A 17,361-nucleotide genomic window follows, 5' to 3' on the forward strand; every position below is an offset into this window, starting at 1 on the left:
GTTCGGCTCAGAGGTCGGCTACATCGGCCTGCTTGGCGCGCACGGCCTCGGCCGCCTCGCGCAGCCCGGCCAGTTCGCTCTCGGTCAGGTCGCCCTCGACCACCCGGCGCACGCCCTCGCGGCCGATCTCGGCCTCGACCCCGAGGTAGACCCCGGAGATGCCGTACTCGCCGTCGACCCAGGCACACACCGGCATGACCGCACCGGAGTCGTCCATGACCGCACGGGCCATGCGCGCAGCGGCCGCGGACGGGGCGTAGTAGGCCGAGCCGGTCTTGAGCAGCGCCACGACCTCGGCCCCGCCGTTGCGGGTCCGGTCCACGAGGTGCTCGATGCGGTCGGCCGGCAGGACGTCGGACAGCGGCTTGCCGTCGACGGTGCAGCGCGAGGGCACCGGCACCATCGTGTCGCCGTGCGAGCCGAGGGTCAGGGTGCGCACCGAACCCACCGGGACGCCGAGCTCCTCGGCGACGTTGTTGGTGAACCGGGCGGTGTCGAGCATGCCGGCCTGGCCCATCACCCGGTTCTTGGGGAAGCCGGTGGCCAGCTGGGCCAGCGCGGTCATCTCGTCCAGCGGGTTGGACACGACGATGACCACGGCGTCCGGCGAGGTCTGCGCGATGTTCTCCGCGACCTGGCGCACGATCTTGGCGTTGGTCTCGATGAGGTCCATCCGGCTCATGCCGGGCTTGCGGGGCAGGCCCGCGGTGATGACGACGACGTCGGAGCCCTCGGTGCCCTCGTAGGACCCGCCGCCGACGCCGACGACCTTCGTCTCGAAGCCCTCGATGGGGCGGGACTGGTTCATGTCGAGGGCCAGGCCCTCGGGCTTGCCCTCGACGATGTCGGTGAGCACGACGGTCTCGAAGACGTCGTACTCCGCGAGTCGGAGGGCGGTGGTCGAGCCGTAGAACCCGGCACCGACGACGGTCACCTTGCCGTTCCTGGGCTGCTCTGCCATGGCGGCCAACCTATCGCTGGGCGCAGTCCCGCGCCCGGTCGGGTGATCCGCCACCTCAAGCGCCGGGGATCGCCAGCGTGAACGCGGTCAGCGTGACCCCGACGCCGACCAGCAGGACGACGTCCACCGGGCGGCTGCGGACGGCCAGGAATCCGAGCCGGCGCAGGGGGAGCAACAGCCGCAGCACCCCGGCGCCGACCAGCGCGAGCCCGACGACGACCAGCCCCCGCCGCCAGTGCTCGAAGGTGACCATGAGCAGCCCGACGCCCACCGCGAGCAGCACCGCCAGCAGCGGCAGCTGCCGCAGCAGGCCGGCCAGGAACGGCCGGCGGGTGTAGAGCGGCGGGCGCGTCACACGGTCTCCTCGCCGGCGCTCGTCGACCGCGCTCCGCGCGTCGCTCCGTCCCCGCGCGACCTCGCGAGCTCGGTCACGATGCCGTGAGGACGTCCGCGGCGGCGGCCTGCTCGGCGGCCAGGACGACGTTCTGCAGCAGCATCGCCCGCGTCATCGGGCCCACCCCGCCGGGGTTCGGTGCGACGTGGCCCGCGACCTCGACGACGTCCGGGGCGACGTCCCCGGCGATCTTGCCGTCGACCCGGCTGACGCCCACGTCCAGGACGGCGGCGCCGGGCTTGACGACGTCCTTGGTGACCAGGCCCGGGACGCCGGCGGCGGCGACCACGATGTCGGCGGTGCGCAGGTGCGCGGCCAGGTCGCGGGTGCCGGTGTGGCAGAGCGTCACGGTGGCGTTCTCGGTCCGGCGGGTGAGCAGCAGGCCCAGCGGCCGGCCGACGGTGATGCCGCGGCCGACGACGACGACCTCGGCGCCGGCGATCGGGACGTCGTGGCGGCGCAGCAGCTCGACGATGCCGACCGGCGTGCACGGCAGCGGGCCCGGGACGTTGAGCACCAGCCGGCCGAGGTTGACCGGGTGCAGGCCGTCGGCGTCCTTGGCCGGGTCCATCCGCTCGAGGACGGCGCTCTCCTCGATGCCCCGCGGCAGCGGCAGCTGGACGATGTAGCCGGTGCAGGCCGGGTCGGCGTTCAGCTCGTCGACGACGGCGAGGACGTCGGCCTGCGTCGCGGTCGCGGGCAGCTCGCGCTGGATGCTCGCGATGCCGACCTGGGCGCAGTCCTTGTGCTTGGCGTTGACGTACCAGCGGCTGCCGGGGTCGTCGCCGACCAGCAGCGTGCCGAGGCCCGGCCGGTGGCCGGCCGCGGTCAGGGCAGCGACCCGCTCGGTGAGCTCGGCGCGGATGGCTGCTGCGGTGGCCTTGCCGTCGAGAGTCGTCGCCTGCACGGCCGACAGTCTGCCGGAGAGGGGTCCGGCGCGAGCCACCCCGCCCTAGGCTCGCAGGTGCGGGCGCCTCCCGCGCCCGCCGTTGCGCGAGGAGTGCAGATGAGCGAGCGCGAGCAGTCCCCAGCCGCCGGGACGCGAGGCACCGACGACTGGCGGGAACAGACGATCCCCGGCATCCAGCCCGTGGCCGCCCCGATCGGGGCCGGTCCCGGCTACGCCCCCGGCCCACCTCCGCCGCCTCCGGGGTACGCCCCTCGTCCGGCCCCGGAGTACTCGACCACGCCGGTCCGCGTGCGGCGCTCGGACAGCCTGGCCAGCCTGTTGCTGCTGCTGGCCGGCATCTCCGCGGGGGTCAGCCTGCTGCTGCGCTGGCTCCCGGGGAGCGACCTGACCGGCTGGGACCTGGTCCGCCGCGGGTGGGACGACGCCGCCGACGGTGGTGTGGCGGCGCTGTTCGGCAACGGGTTCTGGCAGCCGATGGCCGTCGTCCTGGGTGGCGCGGTGCTGTTCCTGCTGGGCCTGCTCGTCGTCCTCCCGGCCCGCACGCACCGCTTCCTCGGGGTGCTGGCGCTGCTGGTCAGCCTGGTGGCCGGAGCCGGGGTCCTGGTGCCGCTGGCCGCCGAGGGCTGGGACCCCGACACCATCGACACCGGGTTCTGGTTCGCCGTGGCCGTCCCGGTGCTCGGCCTGCTCGGCGCGCTGAAGGCCCTCTTCACCGGCCCCCGCTGGAGGTGAGGGGAGGACACTGCGGCCCCACCGGACCGCACCGCGGCCAGGTGCCGTCCCCCTGCGGCGTGGAGCCCTGCCCGACGCCCGATCGCGGGAGCCTCCGGCCCCCGCTCCTCGCGCCGCCTCGCAGGGCGTCTGCCGTCCCGCGGCGTCGCTCGCGTCAATCCCCGACGAGGGCGCCGTGGGCGCGGGCGACCTGGACGGCCTGCGCCAGGTCGAGCTGCACGCCGGTCAGCTCGAACGCCCGCCAGTCGACCGCGTCGGTCGAGGCGCCGCGCAGGTCGGCCCCGCGCAGCTGCGCGCCCTGCAGCCGGGCCCGGTCCAGGTCGGCACCGGTGAGGTCGCACTCGCGGAGGTCGGCGCCGGTCAGGTCGGCCTCCCGGAACCGCTGACCGGCCAGCACCAGCCCGGAGAGGTCGGCGCCGCGCAGCGACGTCCAGCTCCAGTCGCTGTCGGTCGTGGTCATCGGGCGCAGCTGCGCGCCGGGGAACTGCGAGCCGGTGAGCTTGCAGCCGTCCCAGGTGACGTCGAACAGCCGGGCGCGGTCGAAGCGGCAGGAGAGGAACGCCGTCCCCAGGTGCTCGGCACCGCTCATCCGCACCCCGGTGAGCACGCACGAGTCGAAGACGCACCGCCGGGTGACCAGCTCCTCCAGCCCGGCGTCCTCGAACCGGCAGCGGGTGAAGGTGACGCCGTCGAGCTCGGTGCCCCACCAGTCGACCCGCGCGAGGTCCGCGCCCTCGAGGACGGCGCCGGCCTCGGGTGGCGTCAGGTGCGGGCGGGACGTGTGACGTGGCCCCGTGCAGGGACCCGCGCCGAGCTTGCGAGGTGTGGGGGGCACGGGGTCCTTCCTCAGTGGGCGAAGTGGCGGGTCCCGGTCAGGTAGAGCGGGATGCCGGCGGCGGCCGCGGCCGCCACGACCTCCTCGTCGCGCACCGACCCGCCGGGCTGCACGACCGCCCGGACCCCGGCGTCGAGCAGCACCTGGAGGCCGTCGGCGAAGGGGAAGAACGCGTCGGAGGCGGCGACCGAGCCGGCGGTCCGCTCCCCCGCCCGCGCGACGGCCAGCCGCGCGGAGTCGACCCGGTTCACCTGGCCCATGCCGACGCCGACCGTCGCCTTGTCGTGGGCCAGGAGGATGGCGTTGCTCTTCACCGCGCGCACCGAGCGCCAGGCGAACACCAGGTCGTCGAGGCCGGCGGCGTCCAGCGGCTCGCCGGTGGCGAGGGTCCAGGTGGTGGGGTCGTCACCGGCGGCGTCGATGCGGTCGACGCTCTGGAGCAGCAGCCCGCCGCTGATCGGACGCATCTCGGTCGCCGGCGGGGCCACCTCGCCCAGCCGCAGCAGCCGGATGTTCTTCTTCGCGGTGAGCACCTGCAGCGCGTCCTCGGTGAAGGACGGCGCCACGACGACCTCGGTGAACACCTCGGCCACCTGCTCGGCCATGGTGAGGTCGACCTCGCGGTTGGCCGCGATCACGCCGCCGAAGGCCGAGACCGGGTCGCACGCGTGCGCCTTGCGGTGGGCTGCGGCGATGTCGGTGCCGACGGCGATGCCGCAGGGGTTCGCGTGCTTGATGATCGCCACGCAGGGGTCGGCGTGGTCGTGCGCGGCCCGCCAGGCGGCGTCGGTGTCGACGTAGTTGTTGTAGGACATCTGCTTGCCGTGCAGCTGCTCGGCGTGTGCCAACCCGGGCCGGCCGCTGCGGTAGAGCGCCGCCCGCTGGTGCGGGTTCTCGCCGTAGCGCAGCACGTCGGCGCGCTGCCAACCGGCGGCGACCCAGGCCGGGAAGCCCGAGTCGTCGTCGGGGGCGACGACGTTGCCCAGCCACGAGGCGACGGCGATGTCGTAGTCGGCGGTGTGCCGGAAGGCCGCCGCGGCCAGCGACTGCCGCTCGGCCAGGGTGAAGCCCCCGGCCGCGACGGCGGCGAGGACGTCGCCGTAACGGGCCGGGTCGACGACGACGGCCACCGACGGGTGGTTCTTGGCCGACGCGCGGACCATGGCCGGGCCGCCGATGTCGATCTGCTCCACGCACTCGTCCTGGCCGGCGCCGGAGGCCACCGTCTCGGTGAACGGGTAGAGGTTGACGACGACGAGGTCGAACGGCGCGATGCCGAGCTCCTCGAGCTGCTGCACGTGCTCGGGCCTGCGGCGGTCGGCCAGGATGCCGGCGTGCACGGCCGGGTGCAGCGTCTTGACCCGCCCGTCCAGGCACTCGGGGAAGCCGGTGACCTGCTCGACGGGGGTGACCGGCACCCCGGCGTCGGCGATCCGGCGGGCGGTCGCGCCGGTGCTCACCAGCTCGACGCCGGCGTCGGCGAGACCGCGGGCCAGCTCCTCGATGCCGGTCTTGTCGTAGACGCCGAGCAGGGCGCGGCGGATCGGGGTGCGGTCGCTCATCGGGGGTCCTCCGTGGTCTCGGTGCCGAGGCCGGTGACCACGCGCGCCACCGTCTCCACCAGGAGCTCGCGCTCCACGTCCTTGATCCGTTCGTGCAGCCGGGCCTCGTCGTCCCCGGGGAGCACGGGCACCTCCCGCTGGGCGAGCACCGGTCCGGTGTCGACGCCGGCGTCCACCCAGTGCACGGTGCTGCCGGTGACGCCGACGCCGGCGGCGAGCGCGTCGCGGACGGCGTGCGCGCCGGGGAAGGCCGGCAGCAGCGCGGGGTGGGTGTTGAGCAGCCGGCCGCCGAAGGCGTCGAGCACGGCGGGGCCGACGATCTTCATGAACCCGGCGGAGACCACCAGGTCGGGCCGGTGCGCGGCGATGGCGGCGGCCAGCGCGCGGTCCCAGGCGGCGCGGTCGGGGTGGTCGCGCAGCGTGCAGGTGAAGGTCGGGATGCCGCGGCCCCGGGCGTGCTCGAGCCCCGGGGCGTCGCGGTCGCTGCCGACGGCGACCACGGTGGCCGGGTAGTCCGGGTCCTCCGCGGCGGTCAGCAGTGCCTCGCACAGCGACCCGGTCCCCGAGAGCAGGACGACGACCCGCGCCCGCGCGGAGGTCTCGGGAGCGGGCACGGCAGCGACCCTATAAGGACCCCCTCGCCCCCCACCGTTGAAGGCCCCCCACCCTTCGCAGGCTCAGGGCTGTGCCCGGGACGGGGCCGGCAGCGGGCTCCTGCATGGGGGCCGGGGACTCGCTCAGCCCAGCGACCGCCAGCGGGTGACCGCGGCCGCGACCGCGGCGGCCACGCCGGCCTGCAGCGCCACCGCCAGCCCGGTCCGGACCGGTGGCGCGCCGACGTCGGCCAGCGCGCCGTCGCCGAGCGAGCCGCCGGCGGCCCAGGCGAGCAGGCCGCAGGCGAGGCCGAGCAGCACGCCCGACAGCACACCCCACAGCCCGGCGACGACCGAGCCGCCGTCGTCGTCGCCCAGCCGTCGGCCGAGCGTCGCGCCGGCGACCAGGCCGGCGAGCGCCGGCACCACCTGGGAGGCGAAGGCCAGCAGCGGCACCGCCTGGGTGTCGGGCAGCGCGGCCAGCAGGGGCAGCGCCGGCACCGCCGCGAGGGTGACGCCGTGCACGGAGACGAGCGTGCCGCTGCCGACGGCGAAGCCCGGACCGGCGGCCACGCCGATCGCGGCCGCGGCGGCGTTGGGCAGCAGCAGGACGCCGAGCACCAGGAGCCCGACCGCGCCGGCGCCGGACCCGCCGAGGGACCGCGACAGGGCCGCGTAGCCCCCGGCGTCCGCGGCCAGGGCCACCGCCACCATGAGCAGGCCGAGGGCGACGGCGGTCAGCAGCCCGGCCGCTGCCGCGCGCAGCAGTGGCCGCACCGGCCCTGGCGCGGAGTCGAGGAGGTCGTCGAGCAGGCCGGAGTCGCGAGCGGTCCCCCAGCCGACGGCGAGCAGGGCGACCACGGCGCTGCCGATCGCGGACCGCACCAGGTCGACCTGCGCCCCCGGGGTGGTGACGAGCAGCCCGACGAGCACGGCGAGCAGCGTGTGCGTCCCGACCGCCGCGGCCACGACCGCGGCCAGCGACCGCCCGACGGTGAGGTCGCAGGCGCGGACCACTCCGCGGCCGGCACTGGACAGGCCCCAGGCGACGACGAGGGTGAGCAGCAGCGGTGCCAGCACCAGCGGACCGGACCCGAGCGTCAGGCCGCCGCCTTGGGCCAGCAGCCACAGCCGACCGGACAGGCGCGCCGAGCCGGCGACCGGCATCCCGCCTGCCGGGTCGAGCGTCTGCACCACCACCGAGGCGAGGCCCACGCCGAGCAGGCCGAGCACGGTGACGGCGGCGGTCGCCACGGCGGCGAGGACGGGGGCGTGCCGCGCGGTGCGGCTGCCCGGGTCCCGCTGCCCGGGCAGGCTCAGTCGGGCGAGCAGGGAGACCACGCTCCCACTGTCCCAAGGCCGGGCCGGGATCGTCGGAGCACGCGCCCGGCGGATCCGAGGATCGGCGTGAGGAGGGCTACGCGGACGGGTCGGACCCCGCGCCCGAGGCGGTCGAGCCGCCCGGCCGGCGGGGATCCCGGTCGCCCCCGGACGGCGGCGTCGCGGGGCCCGGCGGCGTCGGCGGGGACTGCTCCGGGGCGGACGGCGCGGCGTACGGCGGCTGCTGCTGGCCGTACGGGGCCGGCTGCCACGGCTGCCCGGGCTGACCGGTCTGCTGGGTGGGCCAGGACGTGCCACCGGGGGTCGTGATCGGGCGGTTGTGCGGCTGGCGCAGCAGCGTCAGGACGGAGACCACGACGGCGGCGGCCGCGGTGAGGACGGTCAGCAGCGCCAACGGGCTGAAGCCGCCCTCGAAGGTGCTCAACCACCCCACGAGGGTCAGCAGGAGGGCCAGCGAGGTCAGGCCGACGGTGACGGAGCCGCGCGGGAAGGGCAGGCCGAGGTCCACGACGGCGGGCAGCAGGGACCACACCGCGGCGAGGACGAGCAGCACGGCCGCGGTGGTGACCAGGCTGAAGTCGAACCCGTTGATCGACTCGGAGAACCCGAAACCGAAGTCGAAGGTGAACCACGGCAGCGCCGCGAAGAGCAGGAACGCCACGGCGCACAGGGTCACCAGCCAGTCGCCCCGGTACACCCGCGTGCGGTCGAGGCCGACCTGCGGGCCGCTGCGGGCCGGGGGCGCCCACGGCTGCTGGGCCGGGGGCTGTTGCCCGTACGGCTGCCCCCAGGGCGTCTGCTGGCCGTACGCCGGCTGGCCGTGGCCCGACTGGCCCCACGGGGACTGCGAGTACGGCGGCTGGCCGTGGGGCTGTGGGTACTGCGCACCGGGGCCCGGCTGGCCGTAGCCGTACCCGGGCTGCTGGCCGTAGCCCGGTTGACCGTAGGGCGCGCCGTAGCTCGGCTGGCCGTAGCCGGGCTGGCCGTACGGCGGCTGGCCGTGGGGCGCGCCGTAGCCGGGCTGCTGTCCGTACCCGGGCTGGCCGTAGGACGGCGGCTGCTGCCCGTACCACGGCTGCGCCTGCCCCGGCGCGGACTGCCCGCCGTCCGGACGCCGCGCGTCCTCGCCCTCGCCCGGCTGGTGCCCGTACCCGCCCGGCTGCTGAGGCGGCTGACTGGTCATCGCGGGGCGCTCCTCGGTCGTGGCCTGGTGACTGCGCGGATCGTGGACACCGGCCCGCAGCCCGTGCACTCGCGGCGGGCCCATCATCCCCTGTCCGGGTGCGGGCGAGACGCAGGGACGCCGCTGCCCGGCGACCCCGAAGGGCCACCGGGCAGCGGCGATCCGCTCGGCCCCCTGCAGGGTCCCGCCGCGAGCTCGCAAGTGGCGGGGCAGGGTGTCTTCTCTCAGGCGCCGACGATCTCGCGCATCAGGCGGGCCGTCTCCGACGGGGTCTTGCCCACGCGGACACCGGCGGCCTCGAGGGCCTCTTTCTTGGCCTGCGCGGTGCCGGCCGAGCCCGAGACGATCGCGCCGGCGTGGCCCATCGTCTTGCCCTCGGGCGCGGTGAAGCCGGCGACGTAGCCGACGACGGGCTTGGTGACGTTGGCCTCGATGAAGTCCGCGGCCCGCTCCTCGGCGTCGCCACCGATCTCACCGATCATCACGATGGCCTCGGTCTCCGGGTCGTCCTGGAAGGCCTGCAGGCAGTCGATGTGCGTGGTGCCGATGACCGGGTCGCCACCGATGCCGACGCAGGTGGAGAAACCGATGTCCCGGAGCTCGTACATCATCTGGTAGGTCAGCGTGCCGGACTTGCTGACCAGCCCGATCTTGCCCTGCTTGGTGATGTTGGCCGGGATGATGCCGGCGTTGGAGCGCTCCGGGCTGATCAGCCCCGGGCAGTTCGGGCCGATGATGCGGGTCGAGCCGCCCTGGGCGTGGGCCCAGAAGTAGGTCGAGTCGTGCACCGGGATGCCCTCGGTGATGACGACGGCGAGCCCGATCTGGGCGTCGACGGCCTCGATGACGGCGTTCTTCGCGCCGGCCGGCGGCACGAAGATGACGCTGACGTCGGCGCCGGTCTCCTTCATCGCCTCGGCGACCCCGCCGAACACCGGGACGCTGGCCCCGTCGAAGTCGACGTTCTGGCCGGCCTTCTTCGGGTTCACGCCGCCGACGATCGCCGTCCCCGAGGCCAGCATGCGCTGGGTGTGCTTGCGCCCCTCGGAGCCGGTCATGCCCTGGACGATGACCTTGCTGTTCTCGTTGAGGAAGATCGACATCTCTGTTGGTCCTGTCGTTCGGGGGCGATTAGGCGGCGAGCTCGGCGGCCCGGCGGGCGGCGCCGTCCATCGTGTCCACCAGGGTCACCAGCGGGTGGTTGGCGTCGGCGAGGATCCGCCGGCCCTCCTCCACGTTGTTGCCGTCGAGCCGGACGACCAGCGGCTTGGTCGCCTCGTCACCGAGCAGCTGCAGCGCGTGCACGATGCCGTTGGCGACCGCGTCGCAGGCGGTGATCCCGCCGAAGACGTTGACGAAGACGCTCTTGACCGCGGGGTCGGACAGGATGATGTGCAGCCCGTTGGCCATGACCTCGGCCGAGGCGCCACCACCGATGTCGAGGAAGTTGGCCGGCTTGACGCCGCCGAACTCCTCACCGGCGTAGGCGACGACGTCCAGCGTGCTCATCACGAGCCCGGCGCCGTTGCCGATGATGCCGACCTGGCCGTCGAGCTTGACGTAGTTGAGGTCCTTCTCCTTGGCCGCGGCCTCCAGCGGGTCGGCCGAGGCGGAGTCCTCGAGCTCCTCGTGCTGCGGGTGCCGGAAGCGGGCGTTCTCGTCCAGGGTCACCTTCGCGTCCAGCGCCAGCACGGTGCCGTCGGGGGCCTTGGCCAGCGGGTTGACCTCGACCAGGGTGGCGTCCTCCTTGGCGAAGGTGTTCCACAGCTGGACGGCGACGGCGATCACCTGGTCGCGCACCTCGGCGGGGAAGCCCGCGGCGTCGACGATCTCGGTGGCCTTGGCGGTGTCCACGCCGACCGTGGCGTCGACGGGGATGCGGGCCAGGGCCTCGGGGCGCTCGACGGCGAGCTGCTCGATCTCCATGCCGCCCTCGACGCTGGCCATGGCCAGGAAGGTGCGGTTGGCGCGGTCGAGCAGGTAGGAGAAGTAGTACTCCTCGGCGATGTCGCTGGCCTGGGCGACCATCACGCGGTGGGTGATGTGGCCCTTGATGTCCAGGCCGAGGATGTCCTGGGCGCGCGCCCGGGCGTCCTCCGCGCTGTCGGCGAGCTTGACGCCGCCGGCCTTGCCGCGGCCACCGGTCTTCACCTGCGCCTTGACGACGACGGAGGTGCCGATCTCGCGGGCGATCGCCTCCGCCTGCTCGGGGGTCTCGGCGACGCCGCCGGGGAGCACGGGCACACCGTGCGAGGCCAACAGGTCACGGGCCTGGTACTCGAAGAGATCCACGAACAGGCACCGTATCCCCCGCCGGACGCGGGCCGTGCACCGGCGCAGGGAGGGTGGGCGGCATCACACGACCCCGGCCACCGGAGTCCCCCGACGGCGAGCAGCCGCAGCCGTGCGCCGGTCCGCCACCGTCCGACGACTGCCCTGCTCACCGCGGGGGTGACACGTGCGTGGCCTCGGGGGTGCTGGAGCCGGCGCTCCCGTTCACCTGCCGACCTGCCCGCGCAGCCAGTCGGCGATGCCTTCGGGCGGGCTGCCGGGCGGGAAGAGCCGGGTGCGACCGGGCAGGTCGGCGTCCCGGCCGCAGGCGAAGACGGCGACGTCGTCGACGCCGCGGTCGGCCAGCAGCGCGACCAGCCGGGCGAGCAGCACCGGCGCGTCGGCGGGGAGCACCGGCAGGCCGACGGCGTCGGCGTCCTCCTGGACGACGGTGTCGGCGAGCGCCTCCGGGAGGAGCCGGCCGGCGTGGACCACCTCCACCCCGGCGTCGCGCAGGCCGCGGGCGACGCTCATGGTGACGCGGTCCGCGTCGTCGTCGTCCGCCCAGGTGGCGACGACGACGCGGATGCGCTCCTCGCCGGCCGGGCCGGGTGCGGTCACCGGGCCGGCGCCCGGCGCAGCCGCCAGGCCAGCACCGTGAGGACGACGTAGCCGACCCCGGCCAGCAGCAGCCCGACACCGGGCAGCGTCCACTCCAGCTCGTCGGACACCACGGCGTCGCGCAGGCCGCCCAGACCGGCGGCGAGGACGACGGCGGCGATGGCGAGCAGGCCGCCGACCGCGGCCAACCGGGGCCGCAGCGAGGGGGCCAGCACCGAGCACAGGACGACGGTCCCGGCGAGCAGCAGGCCTCCGAGCAACGCCAGGCCGGGACGCTCGAGCAGCCCCTGGGGCCCCTCCTGCGCGACGACGACCTGCAGGCCGGTGGTCGGGTCGGTGACGATGCGGTCGGGGAGGTCCGCGGCCGGCAGCACCAGGCACAGCACGGCGCCCACCCCCAGCACGGCCGCGGCGCCGGCGAGCGCCGGGCGGACGGGGTCGAGGGTGCCGGCGTCGTCCATCACGGTGCGCCCCCAGGCGGCCACCCCCAGGACGCCGGCCAGCACGGTGAGCCCCAGGGCGACGACGCCGAGCACCCAGCCGGGCCCGACGTCGACCGAGCTGGTGAGCACCCGCTGGCCGGCGATCACCTCGATGCCCGGCCGGATGGTGGAGGTGCTGGCCCGGTAGAGCTCGATCAGCAGCAGCCCCAGGGCCAGCGCCCCGCCGATCCCGGCGTAGGCGAGGCCGAGGCGCGGCACCCGGCCGGCGACGAGGCCGCCGCCGACCACCGCGGCGGTGAGGGGCACCAGCAGCCCGGCGAGCAGGCTGAGCGCCCCGGCGGACTGGGACACCTCGGTGCCGCCGACGACGAGGTAGGTCGGGAAGAGGGCGGCCGCCCCGGCGAGGCCGGCGAGGACGAGCAGCACCCCCGTGACGCGGGCGAGCACCGGCGGGTCGCCGACGACCAGCCCGTCGGCCGGCACCGCAGCGGCGGGCTCGGGCGGGCGGCGGGGTCCGGCGCGACGGGCGGAGGGGCGCGCCGCCCTCCCCTCGGGGCGGGTCGAGCGGTCGCGGGTCGAGCCATCGCCGGCCACCACGGTTCCCCCTTCGTCTCGGTCACGAACTGGCCTCGGCGCGTGGCGCCGGTGTGACGAACACCACAACGCCGCTTTACCGTCAGGTGAACTGGGGTATCCCGGTGAGGTCGTCGTCCCCGCCGGGACGAGCCTGATCAGCGGTCCCGGACGGGGAGGAACGATGCGCCCACTCAGCGACCCGGAGTCCGATCCAGCGTCGCACACCGACGCCGGCGGACCGGGAGCGCCACGGCACCCGGTGCGGTCGCTGGTGAGCCTGGCCACGCTGACCGGCGGGCTCACCGAACTGGCCCTCGTCGGGGCCCACGCGCTCATCTACCCGCTCGGCACGCGCACCGAGCAGCTGCGGCCCGACCCGCGGTGTCGTCCCGGCGAGCAGCCGCCCGCGGTGCGCGCCCTGTTCGCCGCCGACCCGCTGGCCGCACGCGTCCCCGTCGTCCTCGTGCACGGTCTGATCGACAACCACTCGGTCTTCGCGGTGATGCGGCGCAGCCTGCGCCGGCGCGGGTTCACCTCCGTCTGCTCCTGGAACTACAGCCCGCTGCTCGCCGACGTGGCGCGCGGCGCCGCCGACCTCGGCGAGCACCTGCAGCGCGTCTGCGAGCAGACCGGGCACGAGCGGGTGCACGTCGTCGGGCACAGCCTCGGCGGCCTGATCGCCCGCTACCACGTGCAGCGCCAGGGCGGCGACCGGCACGTCGAGTCGCTGGTGACGCTGGGGACGCCGCACCAGGGGTCGGTGCTCGCGCACCTGCTGCCCACCCCGCTGGTGCGCCAGCTCCGGCCGGGCTCGCCGGTGCTGCGGGAGCTCACCGAGCCCGCGCCGGGCATCCGCACGCCGGTGACCGCGATCTACAGCGACCTCGACCAGGTCGTCCTCCCCACCAGTGCCGGGCGGTGCGACCACCCGGACCTGCAGGCCCGCAACGTGCTGGTGCGCGGCATCGGCCACATGTCCCTGCCCTTCCACCGCAACGTCCTCGACGAGGTCGCCGCCACCCTCGCCGGCCACCGCCGGCCGCGCGCCCAGGCCCCCGCACGGGCCGCCGTCGCCTGAAAGAGGACCCCGTCCTCCTCACCCCTCGCAGGCTCGGGGCGAGCCTCTGGACGGGGCCACCGCCTCGGCCGCTCGTGAGCCGGCGGTGGGCCTCGCAGCAGTGCCGCCCCACGCCCCCCGCCCGCCACACCCGTTCCGCGTGGCGGGCGGTCGTGCGCCGTGACACCGCCACCCCCGTCACACCCGCCCCACCCGGCGCAGCCGTGTCGACACCCGGGTGTCGGTGACCCGTCGCAGAGCTGACTGATCGTTACGGTCCGATCACGGAGCCGGTACCCGCCGGCAGGCGTCCCCGGACGCCCCCGCCGCCGTCGCTCCCCCGACGGGTCGCCCCCGCGGCACCCGCTCGGGGAGGCGCTCCCGAAGAAGGTGTCCCGTGACCCGCTCGACCGGCCCCGCGCTGCTGGAGCGACCGCGCACCGACGACGGGCCCGCCACCGGCGCCATCCCCGCCGTCCCCGCAGTCCCCGCCCTCGTCGAGACGAGCGACGCGCCGGCCGCCGAGGCCCCCGGTCCCGACGCCGCCGAGGAGGCCGCCGGCGGCCGCCGTCGCCGCCTGCCGCGCCCGCCCGGCCGGCGCGGCCCCGTGTGGCTCGCCGCGCTCGTCGCCGGCGCCGTCGTCGCCGCCCTGCCCAGCACCCTCGGCAGCGACACGGCCGGGCTGTCGGTCAGCGCCGCCGACTACGGCCTGGGCGTGGCCTCCGACGTCGGCTTCAGCGGCGACCTCGAGGACGCCGGCGTGCGCCGCGGCATAACCGAGGCCGAGGCCCAGGCCCGGCTCGGTGAGCTGGCCGCCTCCCGCGCCGCCCGGGAGCCGAAGACCGTGCTGCCCACGCAGGGCCGGCTCACCACCTGCTTCTGCATGCGCTGGGGCACGATGCACTACGGCATCGACCTCGCCGGGCCGCTCGGCACGCCGATCCACTCGGCCACCGACGGCGTCGTCATCCGTGCCGGCCGCGCCTCCGGCTACGGCAACGCCGTCTACATCCAGGACCCCGACGGCAACGTCCACGTCTACGGCCACATGCGCTACTACGACGTCCAGGCCGGCGACATCGTGCACGCCGGTGACCAGATCGCCAAGATCGGCAACGAGGGCCAGTCCACCGGCCCGCACCTGCACTACCAGATCCACCGCGGCGGCATGACCGGCCGCCCGATCGACCCGCAGGAGTGGCTCGCCGAGCACGGCGTCACCGTGTGATCTGTCGGCCTCCGGCCGACACCGCGGCCAGTGCCGTGCCCCTGCTGCGCGGAGCGCGTCCTGCGCCTCGTGTCGGACCCTCCGGGCCCACTCCTCGACGCACCTCGCAGGGCGGCTCCCTCAGGCGTCGCGGGACCCGAGTGCCGTCCGCCCGTGCCGCGGTTCCCCGACCCTCGTCGGGGAGCCTCCGGGCCCCGCTCCTCGGGTCAGAGCTTGACCAGGGGCGCGTAGCGCAGGACCAGGCGCTTGGTGCCACCGGAGCCGAAGTCGACCGTGGCCTGGGCCTTGTCCCCCACGCCGTTGACCTCGACGACCGTGCCCAGCCCGAAGGCGTCGTGGCTGACCCGGTCCCCGACGTCGACGGAGATGACCGCCCGGTTGCCCGCGCCGCCGCGCAGCCCGCCCGTGGACAGCCCGGTGGCCGCCACCCGCTGCTGCGCCGACCGGTAGCCGGTGCTCGGCGCCGGCGTCGGCTCCTTGCCCGCCCACCGCACGGTGTCCGGCGGCAGCTCGTCGAGGAAGCGGGACGGCGGGTTGTAGGCCGGCTGCCCCCAGCTGGTGCGCACCGTGGCCCGCGAGATGAACAGCCGCCGCTGCGCCCGCGTGATGCCCACGTAGGCCAGCCGGCGCTCCTCCTCGAGCTCGCGCGGGTCCCCGAGGGCGCGCAGGTGCGGGAAGACGCCGTCCTCCATGCCGGTGAGGAAGACGACCGGGAACTCCAGGCCCTTGGCCGTGTGCAGCGTCATCAGCGTGACGACGCCGGCCTCGTCCCCGGCCACGGGGATCTGGTCGGCGTCGGCGACCAGCGACACCTGCTCGAGGAAGTCGGGGACCGAGCCGCCCGGGTTGGCCGCCTCGAACTCCGCGGCCACCGAGATGAGCTCGTTGAGGTTGTCGACGCGGCCCTCGTCCTGCGGGTCGGTGCTGGCCTCCAGCTCGGCGAGGTAGCCGGTGCGGTCGAGGATGCTCTCCAGCAGCGCGGCGGGGCCGGAGCCGGTCCCGGCCAGCTGCTCGAACTCCTCCAGCAGCGCGACGAACTCCTGGATCGCCTTGAGCGACCGCGGCGCCAGGGTGGTGACCTCCGAGCACCGGCGCAGCGCCGACCCGAACGCGATCCGCTCCCGGTCGGCGAAGGACTCGATGCAGGACTCGGCCTTCTCGCCGATCCCCCGCTTGGGCACGTTGATGATGCGGCGCAGGCTCACCACGTCGGCCGGGTTGGCGACCAGCTTGAGGTAGGCCAGCGCGTCGCGGACCTCCTTGCGCTCGTAGAAGCGCACCCCGCCGACCACCTTGTAGGGCATGCCGACGCGGATGAACACCTCCTCGAACACCCGGGAGGCGTTGTTGGTCCGGTAGAAGACCGCGATGTCCTTCGGCTTGGCCTCGCCCGCGTCGACCAGCGCGTCGATCTGCTCGGCGACCCAGGCGGCCTCGTCGTGCTCGTTCTCGGCGACGTAGCCCTCGATCAGCTCGCCGTCGCCGGCGTCGGTCCACAGGTTCTTGGCACGGCGACCGGTGTTCTTGGCGATGACCTGGTTGGCCGCCTTGAGGATGCGCTGCGTGGAGCGGTAGTTCTGCTCCAGCAGGATCGTCGTGGCCTGCGGGTAGTCGCGCTCGAACTCGTCGATGTTGCGGATCGTCGCGCCGCGGAAGGCGTAGATCGACTGGTCGGCGTCCCCGACCACGCACAGCTCGGCCGGCGGCACCGGGCCCTCGCCGGTGCCGACCAGCTCGCGGACCAGCACGTACTGCGCGTGGTTGGTGTCCTGGTACTCGTCGACCAGGACGTGCCGGAAGCGGCGGCGGTAGTGCTCCGCGACGTCCGGGAAGGCCTGCAGCAGGTTGACCGTCGTCATGATCAGGTCGTCGAAGTCCATGGCGTGCGCCTCGCGCAGCCGCCGCTGGTAGAGCGTGTAGGCCTCCTTGAGCACCCTCTCCGGCGCCGTCTGGGGGTCGTAGGACTCCTCGTCGACCAGCTCGTTCTTCAGGTTCGACACCTGCGCGGCCAGGCTGCGGCCGGGGTAGCGCTTCGCGTCGAGGTCCAGGTCGCGGGCGACCATGGTCATGAGCCGTACCGAGTCGCCCTGGTCGTAGATCGTGAACGACGACTTCAGGCCCAGCTTGGCGGCCTCGGCGCGCAAGATGCGTACGCACATCGAGTGGAACGTCGACACCCACATCGCCCGGGCGCGCGGGCCGACGAGCGCGGCGACGCGCTCCTTCATCTCCCCGGCGGCCTTGTTGGTGAAGGTGATCGCCAGGACCTCGCCCGGCTGCACGCCGCGGGCGCCGAGCAGGTAGGCGACCCGGTGGGTGAGCACCCGGGTCTTGCCCGAGCCGGCGCCGGCGACGATGAGCAGCGGGCTGCCCTCGTGGACGACGGCCTGCCGCTGCGGCCCGTTGAGGCCGGCGAGCATGCGGTCCAGCTCCCGCCCCACCGAGCCGGACGCGGAACGCTGGAGGGACGCGGTGCCGGGGAGGGCCTGCTGGACGCTGCTCATGACCACACCACTGTAGTTCGGTCGGGGAACACGGCCCGCCGTCGCGGACCGCCGTCCGCAGGGGTCGCGCTGGCCACCGCCGTCGGCGCTGTGGCAGACTCGGCGACGTGCTGCTCGCCACCGTCAGCTTTTACTACGGCCACCGGGATC

At 75.0% G+C, this 17,361-nt stretch carries 16 protein-coding genes; 3 read left to right on the plus strand and 13 right to left on the minus strand.

The window, feature by feature from the left end:
* Positions 1 to 7: 7 nt before the first annotated feature.
* The 3 genes from mdh to ACI79G_RS18935 form a co-directional block, all read right to left on the minus strand.
* Positions 8 to 961 carry a malate dehydrogenase gene (gene mdh / locus ACI79G_RS18925; RefSeq protein ID WP_091213256.1) on the minus strand — a complete coding sequence of 318 codons (954 nt, stop codon included), beginning with the start codon at positions 959 to 961 and terminating at the stop codon, positions 8 to 10.
* A gap of 55 nt (positions 962 to 1,016) precedes the next feature.
* Positions 1,017 to 1,316: a DUF3017 domain-containing protein gene (locus tag ACI79G_RS18930; protein WP_456882647.1), complete on the minus strand. Its 300-nt coding sequence runs from the start codon at positions 1,314 to 1,316 to the stop codon at positions 1,017 to 1,019.
* Positions 1,317 to 1,389: 73 nt separating this feature from the next.
* On the minus strand, positions 1,390 to 2,262 hold the full coding sequence (locus ACI79G_RS18935) for a bifunctional methylenetetrahydrofolate dehydrogenase/methenyltetrahydrofolate cyclohydrolase (protein ID WP_456882648.1): 873 nt from the start codon (positions 2,260 to 2,262) through the stop codon (positions 1,390 to 1,392).
* A gap of 99 nt (positions 2,263 to 2,361) precedes the next feature.
* Here ACI79G_RS18935 and ACI79G_RS18940 point away from each other — a divergent pair, with 99 nt between their 5' ends.
* Complete coding sequence (locus ACI79G_RS18940) at positions 2,362 to 2,997, plus strand: hypothetical protein (RefSeq protein WP_456882649.1); 636 nt, start codon at positions 2,362 to 2,364, stop codon at positions 2,995 to 2,997.
* Positions 2,998 to 3,151: 154 nt separating this feature from the next.
* Here the strand turns inward: ACI79G_RS18940 and ACI79G_RS18945 are convergent, their stop codons facing one another.
* From ACI79G_RS18945 to ACI79G_RS18985, 9 genes are all read right to left on the minus strand, one after another.
* Entirely contained in the window at positions 3,152 to 3,832 is a 681-nt protein-coding gene (locus ACI79G_RS18945; protein ID WP_456882650.1) for a pentapeptide repeat-containing protein, read from the minus strand.
* 11 nt (positions 3,833 to 3,843) lie between these two features.
* Positions 3,844 to 5,394: a bifunctional phosphoribosylaminoimidazolecarboxamide formyltransferase/IMP cyclohydrolase gene (gene purH / locus ACI79G_RS18950; protein WP_456882651.1), complete on the minus strand. Its 1,551-nt coding sequence runs from the start codon at positions 5,392 to 5,394 to the stop codon at positions 3,844 to 3,846.
* Positions 5,391 to 6,008, minus strand: a complete 618-nt coding sequence (gene purN / locus ACI79G_RS18955; protein WP_456882652.1) for a phosphoribosylglycinamide formyltransferase — start codon at positions 6,006 to 6,008, stop codon at positions 5,391 to 5,393. The genes purH and purN overlap by 4 nt, the downstream gene beginning before the upstream one ends.
* Positions 6,009 to 6,131: 123 nt before the next feature.
* Entirely contained in the window at positions 6,132 to 7,328 is a 1,197-nt protein-coding gene (locus tag ACI79G_RS18960; protein ID WP_456882653.1) for a cell division protein PerM, read from the minus strand.
* 76 nt (positions 7,329 to 7,404) lie between these two features.
* Positions 7,405 to 8,511 (minus strand): hypothetical protein, encoded by a 1,107-nt coding sequence (locus ACI79G_RS18965; RefSeq protein WP_456882654.1) that lies wholly within the window; start codon positions 8,509 to 8,511, stop codon positions 7,405 to 7,407.
* Between the two features lie 224 nt (positions 8,512 to 8,735).
* Positions 8,736 to 9,614, minus strand: coding sequence for a succinate--CoA ligase subunit alpha (sucD, locus tag ACI79G_RS18970; protein WP_456882655.1), 879 nt, complete (start codon positions 9,612 to 9,614; stop codon positions 8,736 to 8,738).
* A 28-nt stretch (positions 9,615 to 9,642) separates the two neighbouring features.
* Positions 9,643 to 10,803 carry an ADP-forming succinate--CoA ligase subunit beta gene (gene sucC, locus ACI79G_RS18975; RefSeq protein ID WP_456882656.1) on the minus strand — a complete coding sequence of 387 codons (1,161 nt, stop codon included), beginning with the start codon at positions 10,801 to 10,803 and terminating at the stop codon, positions 9,643 to 9,645.
* A 204-nt stretch (positions 10,804 to 11,007) separates the two neighbouring features.
* A complete protein-coding gene (locus ACI79G_RS18980; RefSeq protein ID WP_456882657.1) occupies positions 11,008 to 11,403 on the minus strand; it encodes a methylmalonyl-CoA mutase in 396 nt (131 codons plus the stop codon).
* Entirely contained in the window at positions 11,400 to 12,443 is a 1,044-nt protein-coding gene (locus ACI79G_RS18985; protein ID WP_456882658.1) for a hypothetical protein, read from the minus strand. The genes ACI79G_RS18980 and ACI79G_RS18985 overlap by 4 nt, the downstream gene beginning before the upstream one ends.
* Before the next feature lie 160 nt (positions 12,444 to 12,603).
* Here ACI79G_RS18985 and ACI79G_RS18990 point away from each other — a divergent pair, with 160 nt between their 5' ends.
* Both ACI79G_RS18990 and ACI79G_RS18995 read left to right on the plus strand, forming a co-directional pair.
* On the plus strand, positions 12,604 to 13,500 hold the full coding sequence (locus ACI79G_RS18990) for an esterase/lipase family protein (RefSeq protein ID WP_456882659.1): 897 nt from the start codon (positions 12,604 to 12,606) through the stop codon (positions 13,498 to 13,500).
* Positions 13,501 to 13,876: 376 nt separating this feature from the next.
* Positions 13,877 to 14,707 (plus strand): M23 family metallopeptidase, encoded by an 831-nt coding sequence (locus ACI79G_RS18995; protein WP_456882660.1) that lies wholly within the window; start codon positions 13,877 to 13,879, stop codon positions 14,705 to 14,707.
* A gap of 206 nt (positions 14,708 to 14,913) precedes the next feature.
* Here ACI79G_RS18995 and pcrA read toward each other — a convergent pair whose 3' ends face one another.
* Positions 14,914 to 17,211: a DNA helicase PcrA gene (gene pcrA / locus ACI79G_RS19000; RefSeq protein ID WP_456882661.1), complete on the minus strand. Its 2,298-nt coding sequence runs from the start codon at positions 17,209 to 17,211 to the stop codon at positions 14,914 to 14,916.
* Between the last annotated feature and the right edge of the window lie 150 nt (positions 17,212 to 17,361).

It is taken from the genome of Geodermatophilus sp. SYSU D00779 (genome assembly GCF_054050595.1).